The sequence below is a fragment of the Paraburkholderia sediminicola genome (genome assembly GCF_046026895.1).
Lineage (GTDB): Bacteria > Pseudomonadota > Gammaproteobacteria > Burkholderiales > Burkholderiaceae > Paraburkholderia > Paraburkholderia sediminicola_C.
The window spans coordinates 102,374-119,270 of record NZ_JAQQEU010000014.1; the positions used below are offsets into that span (position 1 = coordinate 102,374).

Annotated in this window: 14 protein-coding genes and 2 pseudogenes; 8 read left to right on the forward strand and 8 right to left on the reverse strand. The window is 64.0% G+C overall.

Annotated elements, in window-relative coordinates; translation table 11 throughout:
* Positions 1–73 precede the first annotated feature (73 nt).
* Positions 74–304 carry a hypothetical protein gene (locus PQR02_RS12960; protein ID WP_168667352.1) on the reverse strand — a complete coding sequence of 77 codons (231 nt, stop codon included), beginning with the start codon at positions 302–304 and terminating at the stop codon, positions 74–76.
* A gap of 390 nt (positions 305–694) precedes the next feature.
* A pseudogene (locus tag PQR02_RS12965) lies at positions 695–832 on the reverse strand (alpha/beta fold hydrolase); the annotation flags it as partial.
* 399 nt (positions 833–1,231) lie between these two features.
* Here PQR02_RS12965 and PQR02_RS12970 point away from each other — a divergent pair.
* Positions 1,232–2,335: pseudogene (locus PQR02_RS12970) on the forward strand (alkene reductase).
* Positions 2,336–2,374: 39 nt separating this feature from the next.
* Here PQR02_RS12970 and PQR02_RS12975 read toward each other — a convergent pair.
* Positions 2,375–3,085, reverse strand: coding sequence for a FadR/GntR family transcriptional regulator (locus PQR02_RS12975; protein ID WP_408230749.1), 711 nt, complete (start codon positions 3,083–3,085; stop codon positions 2,375–2,377).
* 484 nt (positions 3,086–3,569) lie between these two features.
* Between PQR02_RS12975 and PQR02_RS12980 the strand changes: the two genes are divergently transcribed.
* Positions 3,570–4,901 (forward strand): MFS transporter, encoded by a 1,332-nt coding sequence (locus tag PQR02_RS12980; protein WP_408230752.1) that lies wholly within the window; start codon positions 3,570–3,572, stop codon positions 4,899–4,901.
* A 127-nt stretch (positions 4,902–5,028) separates the two neighbouring features.
* Positions 5,029–6,378: a glucarate dehydratase gene (gudD, locus tag PQR02_RS12985; protein WP_408230755.1), complete on the forward strand. Its 1,350-nt coding sequence runs from the start codon at positions 5,029–5,031 to the stop codon at positions 6,376–6,378.
* Between the two features lie 175 nt (positions 6,379–6,553).
* Here gudD and PQR02_RS12990 read toward each other — a convergent pair whose 3' ends face one another.
* The 3 genes from PQR02_RS12990 to PQR02_RS13000 form a co-directional block, all read right to left on the reverse strand.
* Positions 6,554–8,062 (reverse strand): MFS transporter, encoded by a 1,509-nt coding sequence (locus PQR02_RS12990; protein ID WP_408230883.1) that lies wholly within the window; start codon positions 8,060–8,062, stop codon positions 6,554–6,556.
* Positions 8,063–8,349: 287 nt separating this feature from the next.
* Entirely contained in the window at positions 8,350–8,805 is a 456-nt protein-coding gene (locus PQR02_RS12995; protein WP_149671143.1) for a type II 3-dehydroquinate dehydratase, read from the reverse strand.
* 54 nt (positions 8,806–8,859) lie between these two features.
* Positions 8,860–10,254 (reverse strand): MFS transporter, encoded by a 1,395-nt coding sequence (locus PQR02_RS13000; RefSeq protein ID WP_408230759.1) that lies wholly within the window; start codon positions 10,252–10,254, stop codon positions 8,860–8,862.
* 280 nt (positions 10,255–10,534) lie between these two features.
* Here PQR02_RS13000 and PQR02_RS13005 point away from each other — a divergent pair, with 280 nt between their 5' ends.
* Positions 10,535–11,317 (forward strand): IclR family transcriptional regulator, encoded by a 783-nt coding sequence (locus PQR02_RS13005; protein WP_408230762.1) that lies wholly within the window; start codon positions 10,535–10,537, stop codon positions 11,315–11,317.
* Positions 11,318–11,367: 50 nt separating this feature from the next.
* Here PQR02_RS13005 and PQR02_RS13010 read toward each other — a convergent pair whose 3' ends face one another.
* Complete coding sequence (locus PQR02_RS13010; protein WP_408230765.1) at positions 11,368–12,435, reverse strand: SDR family oxidoreductase; 1,068 nt, start codon at positions 12,433–12,435, stop codon at positions 11,368–11,370.
* Positions 12,436–12,589: 154 nt separating this feature from the next.
* Here PQR02_RS13010 and PQR02_RS13015 point away from each other — a divergent pair, with 154 nt between their 5' ends.
* The 3 genes from PQR02_RS13015 (at position 12,590) to PQR02_RS13025 (ending at position 14,789) form a co-directional block, all read left to right on the forward strand.
* The gene (locus PQR02_RS13015; RefSeq protein ID WP_408230768.1) at positions 12,590–12,724 is read left to right on the forward strand and encodes a hypothetical protein; all 135 of its coding nucleotides are present in this window, start codon (positions 12,590–12,592) and stop codon (positions 12,722–12,724) included.
* A gap of 112 nt (positions 12,725–12,836) precedes the next feature.
* Positions 12,837–13,865 (forward strand): porin, encoded by a 1,029-nt coding sequence (locus PQR02_RS13020; protein ID WP_408230771.1) that lies wholly within the window; start codon positions 12,837–12,839, stop codon positions 13,863–13,865.
* Positions 13,866–14,081: 216 nt separating this feature from the next.
* Positions 14,082–14,789, forward strand: a complete 708-nt coding sequence (locus PQR02_RS13025; protein WP_408230774.1) for a dienelactone hydrolase family protein — start codon at positions 14,082–14,084, stop codon at positions 14,787–14,789.
* Between the two features lie 167 nt (positions 14,790–14,956).
* Here the strand turns inward: PQR02_RS13025 and PQR02_RS13030 are convergent, their stop codons facing one another.
* A complete protein-coding gene (locus PQR02_RS13030; RefSeq protein WP_408230777.1) occupies positions 14,957–15,703 on the reverse strand; it encodes an SDR family NAD(P)-dependent oxidoreductase in 747 nt (248 codons plus the stop codon).
* A 251-nt stretch (positions 15,704–15,954) separates the two neighbouring features.
* Here PQR02_RS13030 and PQR02_RS13035 point away from each other — a divergent pair, with 251 nt between their 5' ends.
* Positions 15,955–16,854 carry a LysR family transcriptional regulator gene (locus PQR02_RS13035; RefSeq protein WP_408230780.1) on the forward strand — a complete coding sequence of 300 codons (900 nt, stop codon included), beginning with the start codon at positions 15,955–15,957 and terminating at the stop codon, positions 16,852–16,854.
* The last annotated feature ends 43 nt before the right edge of the window (positions 16,855–16,897 follow it).

The window sequence follows — 16,897 nt, forward strand, 5'->3', positions numbered from 1 at the left end:
GTGAGAACGACGATGGCGCTCAAGAGCGCCATCGTCGTTTCTACTTCCACCTGGCCAGCGGTCATGCCCGCCATCACACGTGAACGATTTCCCAATCGGCCAGTTTCTCCGGAATTTCCAGCGTCGACGTATCGTCGCTTTCGGACAGATGCGGGCAGGTCAAGCCGCGCGCGAGGTCGTCGGCCGCCTGTTGCGGGGTGGAAAATTCACCGAGCGTATCGTTGCCGTAGGTTGCCTCCCAGCCATCGTGGCCCGGCAAAATATAGAACGCTCCCTGGGTCGAACTAAAGCGAAAGCCTTTCATTCTTCGTCTCCCAATTGCCAATTAAAAACCGCGGGGCCTGACTGGCTTCGTGCGTCGATTTGACTACTGGGCAGACTGTGTCTTTTCTCACCCATCTAACTCGACCGCCTGAAGCCGCTGCTCTTGTAAAAGAGTCTACGTCAGTGAATGGCGCCGCAAGTGGCGAGGAAGCGCTTCGATTTGATAAAAAATATCGTTAAGAAACAAATATTTGCGCGTTTCATTTTGCGATGTGCAACGTAGGGCGGCATTGCGAAATGCCTCATTTGTGCCACGCACCACGATTTTTTACGAAGCAGCGCATCATTTCGTATCGCGAAATTTGGGGTGCGACAGATATGCGGCGCGTCGGGCGGGCGGCAGAGCGCTTCGCGGGCGTGTGCTTCCGCTTCAGGAAAGCACCCGGCAGAGAAATTCGAGCACGACGCGATTGAATTGCGCCGGCCTTTGCAGCGGCGCGAAATGGCTGACGCGAGGCAGCACGATCAGTTCCGCGCCGGGAATGTGGCGGGCGAGGTAGTCGGCGTAGATTCAGATGCCGGGGGTCGTGGGTGACCTGGATCTGAAAATCGAAATGACGGCGGCGGCGATCCCGCGCGCCCCGCTGATTGAATCACCGAACGCGGCTGGGGGTCAATCGCGCCTGACGCGCATACGCGGGCGTTGCCTCTATGCACCACTACGCATGATGTCGTCATCGGCCCTCGTCGTCGAAACACAGTTGACACGCGATCGGAACAATCGGCGGACCGCCGCGCAGCCCAGCGCTCGCACGGTTCCAGCGCATTGCGGACTGCGCGGTCCGAAGTATTCGAAAGCGCGGCCCATTTTTCCACCCGGACTGCGCCTATAGATTGTGATGGAGCGCCGCACAACGCATCGAGCGTTTGGCGGCAAACATCCACGGATCGCTTTCGAGAGAACATCATGAACACGCTGTTTATACCGGTCAAAGTCGGGCCCTATGAATTCGCGCACCGCGTCGTGCTCGCACCGTTGACGCGCATGCGAGCCGAAGAAGGCGCGCGGCCCGGCCGTCTGATGGCCGAGTACTACGCGCAGCGCACCTCGGCCGGCGCGTTGCTGATCGGCGAGGCGACCATTGCCGCCGCCGACGGCAACGGCTATCTCGGCGCCCCCGGTCTCTACGACGACAGCCAGATCGCCGGCTGGCGCGAAGTCACCGACGCAGTGCATGCAAAGGGCGGCAGGATCTTCCTGCAGCTCTATCACGCGGGGCGTCAGTCGAATGCCGAGTTGCAGCCCGATGGACGTCAACCGGTGGGACCGTCCGAAGTGCCGCATGGCGGCGTCGCTTATACGCGAGCCGGCTGGATTCCGAACTCGCCGAATCGCGCGCTCACGCTCCACGAGATCGCCGCGCTCGTCGAGCGCTTTCGGACGGCGGCCGAACGCGGCGTGAAGGCGGGCTTCGACGGCGTCGAGTTGCATGGCGCGAACGGCTACCTGTTCGATTAGTTCCTTCAGGACGGCAGCAACAAGCGCACGGATGCGTACGGCGGCTCGTTCGAAAATCGCGCCCGCCTGTTGATGGAAGCGACCCGCGCGGTGATTTCGGTGTGGGGCAGCGATCGGGTGGCCGTGCGCCTCGGACCGAGCGGTTCGTGGGGCGATATGTCGGATAGCGATCCGGTCGGCCTGTTCACTTACGTCGCGGCGCAACTCGCGAAACTCGATCTCGCTTATCTGCATCTGATCGAGCCGCGTATCGCGGGCAACATCGAAGATGAAAGCCGCGATCCGAACCCGGTCGCGGCGCGCACGATCCGCAAACACTATCCTGGGACGATCATCGCGGCGGGCGGCTTCAAGGGCGAGTCGGCGCAAGCCATTCTGGCCGATGGCGATGCGGACCTCGTTGCCTTCGGCCGCGACTTCATCGCGAACCCGAATCTGCCGGAACGCTTGCGCCGCAACTTGCCGCTCAACGCGTATGACCGGCCGACGTTCTTCGGTGGCACGCATCGATCACATCCACCATCCGGTCGGAGAAATGGATATCGAGCGTGATGTCCGGGTACGCCAGACTGACCGCCGCAAGCGCCAGAATCAGCCGTGCGCTCGACTCAACTCGTGCGCGCGCCGCAGCCTTTCACGGCTGTTGCTCAGATGCATCCGCATCGCTGCACGCGCATCATCGGGGTCCTGCCGTTCGATCGCGCGATAGATCATCTGGTGCTCGCCGAGCACGTTGCGCAGGAGTTCGATATGGTCGAGTTCCGCGATCTCGGCGGAGCCGAGCCGCGTGCGCGGGCTCACCGCGCGGCCGAGTTGGCTCAGCACGTCGAAGAAGTAGCGGTTGCCGCTGGCGCGCGCGATCTGCAGATGGAACTCGATGTCGTGCGCCAGCGTATCCGTGCTGCCGCGTTCGAGTTCCGACTCGAAGCTATCGAGCGCGGCGCGAATCTGCTTCAGGTTCTGCTCGGTGCGCCGCGCCGCGGCGAGCGCGGCCGCAGCCGCTTCGACGTCGATACGGAATTCGATGATCGCCATCACGTCCAGCATGCTGGACAGGTCGGCGGCGGCCAGTTGCACCGGTTTTTCGGCGGCGGGCGCCAACACGAAAGTGCCGATGCCGTGGCGCGTCTCGACCACCCTGGCCGCCTGCAGGCGCGAAATCGCCTCGCGAACCACGGAGCGGCTCACCGACAGTTGCTTCATCATCGCGACTTCGGTGGGAATGCGGTCGCCGGGGCGCAGGATGCCACGGCGAATTTCGTCGGAAAGGGTGGCCACCACCTTCTCAGTTAGGCTGGACATTTTTGTGGCTAGTTGACTAATCGGCTGGATGCGGACACTTGAGCGTGCGGGTGACGGCGGCGGGGGGATGCCGTGACCGGGTTTTTTCCGCAAAGTATCGCACAGGACTTTACTCGATTCCCGGTTTGTCGACGGCGCTTGCTGTTTGCTCGGCTTCGCGAGGGATCGACCGACGCGTTTCCTGTCGTAGGCAAGGGCGGCGGCGAATGCCGGGGCGGTCGGTCTGGTGCCCAGCGTGGAGAAGGTTTAGTCATCAGACGTCCTAGTTCAACTTCCAAGGGCCTTGCGAGCCGGTTTTGAACCCTGCAATCACGATGGTGACCAAAGGTTGCACAGGGTAAACACTCGATTGGACTTGATGCCGGGCTCGCGATAAGATGTCATCAGACAACATATAACACGACTGCGGGCGGCGAGCCCCAAGCCCGCCGCCCCGCATTGTGTTCGAACAGTCCGTCCGCGCGACCGACACTGGAGACAAACCTTGACATCTGCTCTCACCGCCGCAAGCGACCCGCTGGAGTCCGCGGTTTCGAAGGTCAAGCGGCACGTACTGCCGCTTTTCCTGATCATGTTCATCGCGAACTACATCGACCGCGTGAACATCGGCTTCGTCAATTCGCACATGCAGACGGACCTGGGCATCGGCGCGGCGGCCTATGGGCTGGGCAGCGGTTTGTTCTTCATCGGCTACGCGCTGTTCGAAGTGCCGTCGAACGTGCTGATGCAGAAGTACGGCGCGCGCGCCTGGCTCACCCGCATCATGGGCACTTGGGGGCTGGTCGCGGCGGCCATGGCGTTCGTGTGGAACGACACTTCGTTCTACGTGCTGCGCTTCCTGCTGGGCGTGGCCGAAGCCGGCTTCTTCCCCGGCGTCGTGTATTACTTCACGCAGTGGCTCCCGCAGAAAGAGCGCGGCAAGGCCGTCGCGGTTTTTCTCTCCGGCTCGGCGCTCGCGTCCGTGCTGTCCGGTCCGATCACCGGCACGCTGCTGTCCATTCGCGGCTTCGGGCTGCAAGGCTGGCAGTGGATGTTCCTCATCGAAGGCGGTTTTTCGATCGTGCTGTGCGGCGTCAGCTGGATGCTGCTGAAGTCGCACATTCGCGACGCGTCATGGCTCACCGCTGAAGAGCAGACGGTGCTCGCGCGCTCGATCGCGGCGGAGCAGGCCGAGCGCGAAGCGCACGGCGGCGCGCATCTGCCCACGCTGAAGCTGCTGAAGGACCCGCAGATCGTGCTGTTCTGCCTGCTGTACTTCGCGATCCAGTTGACCATTTACGCGGCCACCTTCTGGTTGCCGACCATCATCCGCAAGATGGGTGGTCTGTCCGACTTCGAAGTCGGCATGCTCAACGCCATTCCGTGGCTGATCGCGATGGTCGCGATGTACTGCTTCGCGGTGCTGTCGGCGAAGTGGCGCTTCCAGCAGGCATGGCTCGCGGTGGCGCTCGTCATCGCGGCATGCGGGCTGTTCGCGTCGACCTCGGGCAATCCGGTCACGTCGTTCGTGGCGATCTGCTTTTCCGCGATCGGCTTCAAGGCGGCCTCGTCGCTGTTCTGGCCGATTCCGCAGGGCTACCTCGATGCCCGCGTGGCCGCCGGCGTGATCGCGCTGATCAACTCGCTGGGCAACCTCGGCGGATTCTTCGCACCGGCCACCTTCGGCTATCTGCAGCAGCACACCGGTTCGATTACCGGCGGTTTATATGGGCTGGGCGTAGCCTCGCTGATCGCGGCGGCGGCCGGTTTCCTCACGCGCAGCCGACGGGGCGATCGCGGCGTGCTGCCGGATTCGTTGCACAGCAAAGCACATTGACTACACTGACGCTCACTACGACCCATCAGGCGTCATGTCATTCTCCATCCGGCCTCGGTGTCGAACGCACGCAAGCTTCGCGATGATGTCCACCGGCCGGCTTACTCACTCAACAGAGCTCATTCTCATGTCCACGAAACCCTCTGAATCGAACGCCACGCCGATCGTCACCGAACTACGAGTGGTGCCGGTCGCCGGCCGCGACAGCATGTTGATGAACCTGAGCGGCGCACATGGTCCGTTCTTCACGCGCAACATCGTCATTCTGCGCGACAGCGCGGGCCACACCGGCGTCGGCGAGGTGCCGGGCGGCGAGAATATCCGCAAAACGATCGACGACGCGCGTCCGTTCGTGGTCGGTCAGTCGATCGGTAATTTGCAAGCTATCCTGAACAAGGCGCGCACGCAGTTCGCCGACCGCGACGCGGGCGGCCGTGGCTTGCAGACCTTCGATCTGCGCACCGCCATTCACGCGGTGACCGCGCTCGAAGCGGCGCTGCTCGATCTGCTCGGCCAGCATTTGGGCGTGCCGGTCGCGGCTTTGCTCGGCGAAGGCCAGCAGCGCGACGAAGTGGAAATGCTCGGCTACCTGTTCTATATCGGCGACCGCAACAAGACCGACCTGCCGTATGCGAGCGGCGCCGATGGACGCGACGACTGGGAGCGCGTGCGCACCGAACAGGCGCTGACCCCCGAAGCGGTCGTGCGCCTCGCCGAGGCTGCGCAGGCGCGGTATGGCTTCAACGACTTCAAGCTCAAGGGCGGCGTGCTGCCCGGCGACGCCGAAATCGAAGCGGTCACCGCGCTGGCCGAACGCTTCCCGCACGCGCGCGTGACGCTCGACCCGAACGGCGCGTGGTCGCTCGCCGACGCGGTGCGCCTGTGCCGCGACCAGCACGACGTGCTCGCTTACGCGGAAGATCCGTGCGGCGCGGAAAACGGCTATTCGGGCCGCGAGGTGATGGCGGAATTCCGCCGTGCGACCGGCCTGCCGACGGCAACCAACATGATCGCCACCGACTGGCGTCAGATGGGCCATGCGATCCAGTTGCAGTCGGTGGATATCCCGCTGGCCGATCCGCATTTCTGGACCATGCAGGGCTCGGTGCGCGTCGCGCAGATGTGCAACGACTGGGGGCTCACGTGGGGCTCGCATTCGAACAACCACTTCGACATTTCGCTGGCGATGTTCACGCACGTGGCGGCCGCCGCGCCCGGCAGGATCACGGCGATCGACACACACTGGATCTGGCAGGACGGTCAGCGGTTGACGCGCGAGCCGTTGCAGATCGTCGGCGGCAAGGTGAAGGTGCCGCAAGCGCCGGGGCTCGGCGTCGAACTGGATATGGACGAGATCGAGAAGGCGCACGCGCTGTATCAGCAGCATGGCCTGGGCGCGCGCGACGATGGCGTCGCGATGCAATACCTGATTCCTAACTGGAAGTTCGATAACAAGCGGCCGTCTCTGGTGCGCTAGAGCCAGGGTGCGCCGCGCATGCGCGCCCGCACGTTGCGAGCGTGGTTCAGGCCAGATGATCGCGCGGCGCTCCGCGAGCGGGGCCGCGCGCTATGCGTGGTGCGAACGCCATCACGCCGGTGCAGCGCCCACCACCTTAACCGGCACCGCGCGCAGAGGCGATACCAACCCCGCATCAACTCCGCCGGAACACCACGTGCGAAATCCGCTGCACCAGCAGCGCCGCCGCCAGCGACGCAACCGCCGTCAGCCACACGCCGATATGAATCGATTGCACCAGCGCATCGCGCGCCGTGTCGATCAATGCGAGCGTGTCGAGCCCTGACGATTTCATATCCGCGATCAGCTTCAGCCGCGACGCCTCGTCGATCAGAATGCGCAGATCGACGAAGCGCGGCCGCCATTGCGACGCGGCCGGCTCGCCGAGCACGCTCATGGTGCGCGTGACGACGTTGCGGTAGTGATGCGACACAATGGTCGTGACGATGCTCGTGCCGAGCATGCCGCCCACCATCCGCGTGGACTGCAGCAGCGCGGTCGCGATGCCGAAGCGTTCACGCCCGGCAATCTCCTGGCCGAACACATTCAGATTGTTGAGGATGAACCCGAGGCCGATGCCGACCGCCGCCATCGGGATTTCGATTCGCAGGTGCGGCGTGTCCGGATTCGCGAACGCCAGCGCGATCGACGCGAACATCAGGAGCACGAAGCCGATCGACAGAATCCGCGTAGGCTTGTTCATGTGAATCACGATGCGCGTGTTCAGCAGGCTGCCGAGCGCGATGCACGCGGCGATCGGCGTCGCGATCAGGCCGGCTTGTTGCGGCGACAGTCCGAAGCCGCCTTGCAGCAACAGCGGCGCGAAGAAGATCAGCGAAAACATCACGAAGCCGGAGAGCATGCCGAGCGTGAACAGCGTCACGAGTTGCGCGTCCTTGAACAGGTCGAGCGGAATGATCGGATGCGTGGCGCGCTTCTCGCACACGAACAACGCGATCGCGCCAGCGACCACGCAGACCGCCAGAATGAAGTTGCCGGTGGTCAGCCCGCTTTTCGGCACCGCTTCGATCAAGGTCTGCAAACCGACGAGCACCGCCGCGACCAGCGCCGCGCCGAGCCAGTCGATCTTGACCTCGCCTTCCTGCGCGCGGCGGAAGCTCGGCAGATGCGCCCAGATGAAATAGAGCGCGGCGGCGCCGACCGGCAAGTTGATCAGGAAGGTGGAGCGCCAGCCCCAGTGTTCGCTCATCCAGCCGCCCAGCGACGGGCCGGCGGCGGTGCCGATGCCGTAGGCGGCGGCCAGCACCACCTGCCAGCGCACTCGCGTGCGGGCATCGGGAAACAGATCCGGTATCGACGCGAACGCCGTGCCGACCATCATCCCGCCGCCGACGCCTTGCAAGCCGCGCGCGATCACGAGGAACAGCATGTCGTTGGCGACGCCGCACAGCACCGAGGCCACCGTGAACGTGATCACCGCGGCGATCACGAAACGCTTGCGGCCGAAGTAGTCGCCGAGCCGCCCGAAGACCGGCACCGTCACCACCGACGCCAGCAGGTACGCGCTCGCAATCCACGCGAAGTATTCGAAGCCGTGCAGTTCGGCGACGATCGACGGCAGCGCGGTGCTGACGACCGTCTGGTCGAGCGCGACCAGCATGTTGACGAGGCCGATGCCGAGCATCGCGAAGAGGGCGTTTCGAAAGGGCAGTGCAGTGGCAGTCGGGTTCACGGAGCTGGCAAAGGGCGGTTCAGGGTGGGCGCCGCGCAGCGGATCACGGGCCAGGGTCTCGACGGCAACCTGCTCAAGTTGTCTGACCTCTAGGGGGCGATTATACGGGTTTTCCCTAGGATAAAACTATCTACTCGCCGTTTGTACGCGAAAACTGGACAAAAAAATGCCGGGCCACGCGGGCACGGCGTGCTGCGGCGGGGCGACATACGATCTCTGCCGCCCGCGACCCAGGAGCGTCAGCCGAAATTCGCGCTCCTGCCGAGCGCCATCGCCATGGCCTGCAGCGCGACGAGATAGCCGTTCGCGCCGAGTCCGCAGATCACGCCGGTCGCCGCGCGCGAGATCAGCGAATGGCGGTAGGTTTCGTCGCGCTTGTGGATGTTGGTGATGTGCAGCTCGATCAGCGGACGCTCGATCAGCTTGACCGCATCGAACACCGGCACCGACGCGAACGAAAAGCCCGCCGGGTTGATGATCACCGCGGCGTCCCGTTCGAACGCTTCCTGCAGCCAGTCGACCATGGTCGCCTCGCTGTTGGTCTGGCGGAATTCGCAGCGGAGTTCGAGCTTCGCCGCGAGCGCTTCCACCTGTTGCTGAATCTGCGCCAGCGTGGTCGTGCCGTACAGATGCGGCTCGCGCTTGCCGAGCATGTTCAGATTCGAGCCATTCAATACATAAACGAGATCAGTCATTGTTCAGTCGCCTGTTTTTGCAAAGTTCAATCTGTCGCCGGAGCGCCGCGCCCCTTACGTGTGACGGCTGTTGCCCACGCTGGCCGTTGCGAAGTCCGCTTCGCCGGTCAAGGCCGCGGCCGAATCGGTGCGATTCATGTCGATGCCGCGCGTTTCGCGTGCCGTCAGGATCATCACGAGCGAGATCACGTTGAAGATCACGCACACGGCGACGACTCCCCACGGCGACCCGTTGCACACCGAGAAGAGCCACACGGCCAGCACCGGCATTGGACCGCCCGCCACCAGGTTCGCACCCGTATAGGCAAGCGCCGAGCCGGAGTAGCGGACGTTGGTCGGAAACGCTTCCGCGAATGCGACCGGCTGGATGCCGCTTTGAAACTGCGTGAAGCCGAGGAAGAAGCCCATCGCGGCCAGCATCGGTACAAAGCTTTTGGTATCGAGAATCTGGAAGTAGACGAACAGCATCAGCAAGGTCGCGGTCGAGCCGATCGCGAGCGCCTTCTTGCGGCCGATCTTGTCGCTCAACATGCCGCCGGCGAGTGCGCCGATAATCGCGCAGACGTTGGCGCCCATCAGCAGCAGAAACCCGGTTTGCTTCGGAATGGCGAGCGTCTTCGTGATATAGCTGAGCGAGAACACCACGATCAGATAGAAGATCGCGGCCGGTCCGCAGAAGAACAGCATCCAGCGCAGCACGGTGCGCCAGTGCAGACGGAGCGCATCGCGCAGCGGGCTGCCCACGTGCACGACTTCCGTTTTACGCAGCGCCACGAATGCCGGGGTTTCGCTGACTCGCAGCCGGATGTAGAGGCCCACGATCACGAGGATGAAGCTCAGCACGAACGGGATGCGCCAGCCATACGAATCGAATGCCTGCGCCGGCATTGTGGACGACAGCAGAAGCAGCACGCCGTTAGCCATGATCTGACTCAGCGGCGAGCACAGGCCGAGCAGCCCCGAGTACTTGCCGCGCCGGTCGGGGCTCGCGTGCTCGATCGCCATCAGTTGCGCGCCGGTCGATTCGCCGCCCAGCGCGAAGCCTTGCAGAATGCGCAGCAGCACCAGCAACACCGGCGCCCACACGCCGATGCTCGCGTAGGTCGGCAACAGACCCATCGCCATCGACGCGAGGCCCATCACGGTGACGGTCCCCAGCATCAGATTGCGGCGTCCGAGCTTGTCGCCCAGATGCCCGCAGATGATCGCGCCGAGCGGTCGCGCGGCGAGTCCCACGCCGAAGGTCGCCAGTGACGCGAGCAATGCGGAGGTCGGGTCCATCGCCGGGAAAAACAGCCTTGGCAAAATCGTGGCGGCGAGCGCGCCATATAGCGTGAAGTCGAACCACTCGAGCGCCGTGCCGATCGCGGCGGCGGTGACCGCTCGCGTGCGCATCGCGGCGTGCGCGGTGTTCGCGGCGTTTGTGCCGCCCTGTGCATCCTGAATCATGTTGTCTCCTTGTCCGTCTGCCGTGCGGGGGTCGGGCGGTGAGCGAAGGTCGTCAACGCTCCGCCGCGGTCCGCTCCTGCTTGTTGTCTGGTCGATTGACTCGGCGCGTTGTGCTGTCATCGTGCGACGTCGCGGCCTTGAAAACAGATTAGCATCGTTGGGTGGTATGCCATTCCAGGGTGGAATTCGATCTCATAATGTGCAAAACTGCGTGTGCAAACTTGCGCCGACAAACCGCTGCCGCCCGCTTGCGGCGGCCCAGGCAAAGCACGGAGACCCTATGCCCGGCGTCACGGAACGCACTCTCGCGGTGCTCGAATATCTCGCCACGCAGATGGAAGGCACACCGCTCGCGATGATCGCCGACGAACTCGATATTCCGCGCAGCGCGTGTCATCGGCTGCTCGTCGATCTGAAGCAATGCGGTTACGTGCGGCAGTTGCGCGAGCACGGCGACTACGTGCTCACCACCAAACTCGTGGGTCTCGGCCTCGGCTTTCTTGCGACCTCGGGCATCGTCGATATCGCGCAGACCATGCTCGACCGGCTCGCCGAGAAGTCGGGCGAGCTGGTGCGGCTCGCGATCGTGGACGGCGACCGGCTCACATGGGTCGCGAAGTCCCAAGGCGCGCTGAAGGGGCTGCGCTACGACCCGGACATGGGCATGGACACGATCCTGTCGTGCAGCGCGACGGGTCATGCATGGATGATGACCATGACGGACGAACGCGCGCTCGAACTCGTCTCGCGTCAGGGGTTTGGGCAGCCGAAACAATACGGGCCGAACGCGCCGACCACCATCAATGGATTGCTGAAATTCGTGCATGCGGCGCGTGAACGCGGCTACGCGACGATCAACGAGGTGTTCGCGCCCGGCATGACCGCGATGGCCGCGCCCGTGCAGCGGCGCGGTTATGCCGCCATGGGCGTGATCAGCATTGCCGGGCCGCTCGTGCGGCTCGACGGAAAGCGTATGGAGAGTCTCGGCCCGACGCTGCTCGCGGCAGCCGCGGAACTCGCCGCCGCGAGTCACGCGTCGCCGCTGTTCAACCGGGCGCGTTAGGCGGACATCGGTCGAAGCATGAAGCTGAGCGCTTGCCGGCCCGCTTCAGCTCACTGCGGAATGACCCGCTCCGTCTTCAGGCGGTCGAACAGCGCGAAGAACGCGTCGGGCGTGCTTTGATAATCGAGGAAGCCTGCCTTGCGGCTCTTCGTCATATCCGTCAGCACCTCCATCGGACGGCCGAGATCGGCGTCCGTATGCCACCACGATGCGAGCTTGCCGATGTCCGGCTCCTTCAGCCCGAAGCGCGCCGCGATCCCGGACCACGGTTTGGCGGCGTCCTGCATCCGGCCTTCCAGCGGACGCACCTCGCCGTCGAACGGCGCTGCTTCGATGCCGAAATAGTCGGCGATGCGCGACCACATCCACTTCCAGCGGAACACATCGCCATTGACCACGTTGAAGTCCTCGTTGCGCGCGTTCGCCGATGTGGCCGCCCATTCTAGGTGTCGCGCGAGCAGCCTGGCGTCGGTCATGTCGGTGAGGCTGTTCCATTGCGCCTCCGATCCCGGAAAGATGAACGGCTGGCCGGTCTGCTTGCACAGCGTTGCATAGACCGCGAGCGTCACGCCCATGTTCATCGCGTTGCCGAGCGCATAGCCGATGATCGTGTGCGGACGATGCACGCTCCAGCTGAACCCATAGCGCCGCGCGGCTTCGAACAGGCGGTCTTCCTGCTCGTAGTAAAAGTTGTCCACCGGTTGCCGCCCCTGTTCCTCGCGGAACGGCGTGATCGGCACCGCGCCGGTCGCATACGCCTCGAAGGGGCCGAGATAGTGCTTCAGGCCCGTCACGAGCGCCGCATGCACGAGCGTGCCTGCCGGACCCACGGCGTCCATCACATGACGAACCATCGCGCCGTTCACGCGAATGTTTTCTTTCTCGGTGGCCTGGCGCGACCACGCGGTGAAGAACACATGACTGAAGGGTTTGCCGGTTAGCGCGCCGTTGATGGAGTCGGGTGAACCGAGGTCGGCGGTGATGGCTTCGATCGCCGGTGAGACCTGCGTGCGGCCGCGCGAAACGCCTGCCACATGCCAGCCGCTCGATAGCAGGCGGTCCGCGAGATTGCCGCCGACGATGCCGCTTGCGCCAATGATGAGTGCACGTTTATCCATGGGAGTGAATTCGTAAAATGAAGGTGGGTGGACACGGCGTGGTCATGCGGGCGCCGTGCGGCGCGAGGCCTGGATCGTGACCAGGCCGTGGGGTATTCTTCGTGCGGGACTTGCGATTATCGGCCTGTTTGAAGACGGACGTTGGAGAGCGCTCATGGCGCGATTCGCGGCGGCGCGCAAGCTCTGTCAGGGGCATCGCACCGCGAAGCCCGGCATGCGTTGGTTAACTTTGGTGTGCCGCGCCGGCAAGACGAACGTGGTAATTTTCATCCCCGGTATGCACGATTGATGTGTCTGTGGAGGATCTCATCTGCACCGCACACCGCCGCTTCAACTCAAAGCCACGCGACCAAGCCGCGCTGTGTTGACACGGGCCGCCGTTAACCGGCGGGCGCTCGCGCGTGGTGCTGCGCACGGGCGTCGGCGGCGCGGCGCTGCTGTTTTGCACGCATGGCATCGCCGCATCCGATGCGGGTGCCGGTTTCGTTTCGCTGTATGGCGTGCTCGACACCAGTCTCGAAGTCACCAATCCCGGCTCTGGCTGGACGCCGCGCCTCGACTCGGGCGCCTATCGCGGCTCGCGATTCGGACTGCTCGGCTCGGAGCCGATCGGCGCGGACCTCGCGATCGTGTTCACGCTGGAAAACGGCTTCAGCTCGGTCGACGGCACGTTGCAGACCCCGGGTGTGCTGTTCAACAGACAGGCGTGGATCGGCGCACACGGCACGTGGGGCGAATTGCGATTCGGCCGCCAGTACTCGCCCATCTATATCCCGTTCAAGGGCGACCTCGATGCATTCGGCGCCGGCACGATCGCGTCCGGGCTCAACAACCTGTCGAAGATCACGCCGTACACGAACAACGCGTTCACCTATCTGTCGCCGCTGATCGGCGGCTTCAGCGCGACCGTCATGATGGCGACGCGCGATCCGTCGGAAAACGATGGCAACGGGATCGACGGTTACTATCTGAGCGCCGCGTATCAGATCGACGGACTCAAGCTCTCATACGCGCGGCAGCAGACGCACGGCGCCGGCGCGTTGCGGGCGAATCTCGGCGGCGCGAGTTACGGGTTCGAGAACGTGCGCGTGTGGCTCTCTTTTTTCAACGGCGACGGCGGGACGCCGTTCTATCAAGGCGCGGGCGGGTCGCTGTCGGCGCAATACAGCTTGTCGCCGCATGCGCGGGCATCGGTGGGTTATGCGCACGTGCGCGACTATTCCACTGCCGGCGCGAGTGCCGACCAGTTCAGCGCGGCATTCGAATATGACTTCTCGCGCACGCTGCTGTTCTATTTCAGCGCGGCCTATCTCTGGAATCACGACGACGCCAGCTTCACGCTGCGCGGCGTCAATGTGGTCGGACTGCCGGTCGCTTATCCGGGCGCGCCGGTCGCGGGCGTGCAGCTTGGGGTGATCGAGCGGTTTTGATGGATGCGACTTTGCGCGCCGATATCCGTAGTCCAGGCGCGGAATATTTCCTTGATTCGCAATCAATCTCCGTTGCAAAGAAAGAGGGCTGATCGCATTGAGCGCACAGCGCGTTTAGCGACGTGGATTGCCGCCGGCGATCGACGCGCAAGGGGCCTGAGTGCGAAAACCGCGCTGGCGCTATGCTAGCGGCTGCATCCACGAGAGGAGTAACCCATGAAACAGCCAGCAGGATCAATGATCACCTTCGCCCGCCCCGACGGTCAGCAGGTTCAGGGCTACCTGGCCAGGCCGCAGAAGCCGGAAGGCGCGCCCGCCATCGTCGTGATTCAGGAATGGTGGGGCTTGAACGAGCAGATTCGCGGCGTCGCGGACCGGCTCGCGCAGGCCGGCTATCTGGCACTCGTGCCCGATCTCTACCGTGGCAAATCGACGGTCGAAGAGGAAGAAGCGCACCACCTGATGAGCGGGCTCGATTTCGGCGACGCCGCCACCCAGGACGTGCGCGGCGCCGTCGAGTATCTGAAGCAGCACGCCGCAAAGGTTGCCGTGACCGGCTATTGCATGGGCGGCGCGCTCACCTGGCTTTCGCTGTGCAACATTCCCGACGTGGCGGCCGGGGTGGTGTGGTACGGCTTCCCGCCGCTGGAATACATCGACGCGTCGAAAATCACGGTGCCGGTGCTCGGGCACTGGGGTTTGCAGGATGAGTTCTTCCCCGCTGAAACAGTCGATGCGTTGGAGAAAAAGTTGACCGAAGCCAGTGTCGATTTCCAGTTCCATCGCTATCTGGCGCATCACGCGTTCGCGAATGAAACCGCGGTTGGGCCCGGCCGCATCGCGAAGACCCAGTTCGATCCGGTCTGGTCGCAGCTCGCATGGGACCGCACGCTGACGTTCTTCGGGCGCACGTTGTGGAAGTGAGTGGCGCGACGTAAGCACATCGCGCGCTTGCCGGTCATGGCCCTCGAGGCGAGGCGGCGATGCAGTCAAGCGCGCGCGCAAAAGCTTGCAATGTGCCTACGGCACGTTTGCGCGGCCCACCGCAAAGCCTTCGCGTCGGGATCGAACTGCAAAGACATGCGTCAAGCTCAGAGCTTCGAGCCGCCGTCCACATGCAGCGTCTCGCCGGTGATCCAGCGTGCGGCGTCCGACGCGAGAAACGCCACGGCGCCGCCGATATCGTCGGGTTGCGCCACGCGCTTCAACGCTTGCATGCTCAACGTAAGGTCGCGACCCGCATCGGTCCTCGCGAAGTTCGACATGTCCGTTTCGACCACGCCCGGCGCGACCGCATTCACGCGAATGCCCCGTTCGCCGAGCGCCGCCGCGAAATGCCTGACGAGCGTATCCACCGCGCCCTTGGTGGCTGCATAGGCCGACAGCGTCCCAACCGCCGCGCGTGCGGCAAGCGACGACAGCAGAATCACCGAGCTGCCCTCGCACATCGCCGGCAGCAACTGCTGCACGAGGAAGTAAGGGGCGCGCACGTTCACCGCGAACAGGTCGTCGAAATCCTCGACGGTCGTTTCCTCGATATTGGCCGCTTTCGAAATGCCTGCGTTCGCGACCAGAATGTCCAGACGCTGGCCGACCACGGCTCGAACCTGTTTCGCCAGCGCATGCGGACCTTGAGCGCCACGCAGATTGGCGGCGATTTTTTCCGCGTTGCCGCCGGCTGCGCGAATTTCGGCGACCACGGCGTCCGCTTCTTTTTCCGCGCTGCTGTAGTGAACGAGAACCTGCGCGCCGGCTTTGGCGAGTGCGAGGGCGGTGGCGCGGCCGATGCCGCGTGAAGCGCCCGTGACGAGCGCGGTCTTTCCGGTGAGGTTGCTCATGGCGATCTCCGTTCGTTGAGTGGAAGGGCAGGCCCGCGCGATAGCGGGCGTTGATTCGCGCGCGTGCTTTGCGCGGTTCATAGATGAAAAGCATGGAGCAAGCGATGGGGTCGGCTGTAGCGGGTTCGGTTTGACTTTCGCGTCACTGCCTGATGGGAAATGTAGCGACGGCTTGCACAAAGGAAAAAGACTTTGTAGGCTGGCGGGCATGCCGGCAAGGCATGGCCCGTTGCAGGTCTGAGCGAGGGTGTATGGAGCTTCGGCATCTGCGGTACTTCATGGCGGTCGCGGAGACGGGTAGCCTGACCGTGGCGGCGCAACAGCGTCTGCATACGTCGCAGCCGTCGCTCAGCCGTCAGATCCGCGATCTCGAAGACGAAATCGGCGCGGAACTGTTCAGCCGCAGCGCGCGCGGGGTCGAGCTGACGGCAGCGGGCAGGGCTTTTCTCGATCACGCGCGGCTCGCGTTGACGCAAGTCGACGCCGCCATCGAGGCCGCGCGCCGTGCCGCGCGGCCGGCCAGGCGGCTGTTCGCACTGGGCTTTCTGACCGGCCAGGAGATGACGTGGCTGCCGCGCGCGATGCAGTTGCTGCGCGACGAACTGCCGGATATCGACGTCACGGTGTCGAGCCACTATTCACCGGATCTCGCCGACGCGCTCGCTCGCGGCAAGCTAGACCTCGCGTTTCTGCGCGCCGAACGGGGCTTCGATCTCGACTATCGCGTGGTCAGCAGCGAAAAGCTCGTCGTGCTGATGCAGAGCGACCATCGCCTGACCTCGCGCTCGGCGATCCGTCCAGCGGATTTCGCCGGCGAGCCGTTCATCATGGCGTCGAATAAGGCGACGGTGTTGCACGACGTGATCGAGCGCTATCTGCGGGACAGCGACGTGACCGTCACGCCTGCGCACGGCGTCGACAACCTCGCCATGGCGATGTCGCTCGTGGCGTCCACGCGCGGACTCGCGCTGATGCCCGAGTACGCGAACAATCTGTTGCCGTGGTCGGTCGTCAGCCGGCCGCTCGAAGGCAATGCGCCGACTATCGATCTGGTCATCGGCTATAGCCGATCGAATACATCGCCGGTGCTGAAGCTGTTTCTCTCCAGGGCCCATCAACTGGGCGCCCAGGTCAGATCTGAATCGCGCTGAGTCGACCAGGCCCGCGCACGCGCGTCTTCACATACGGCTGTGG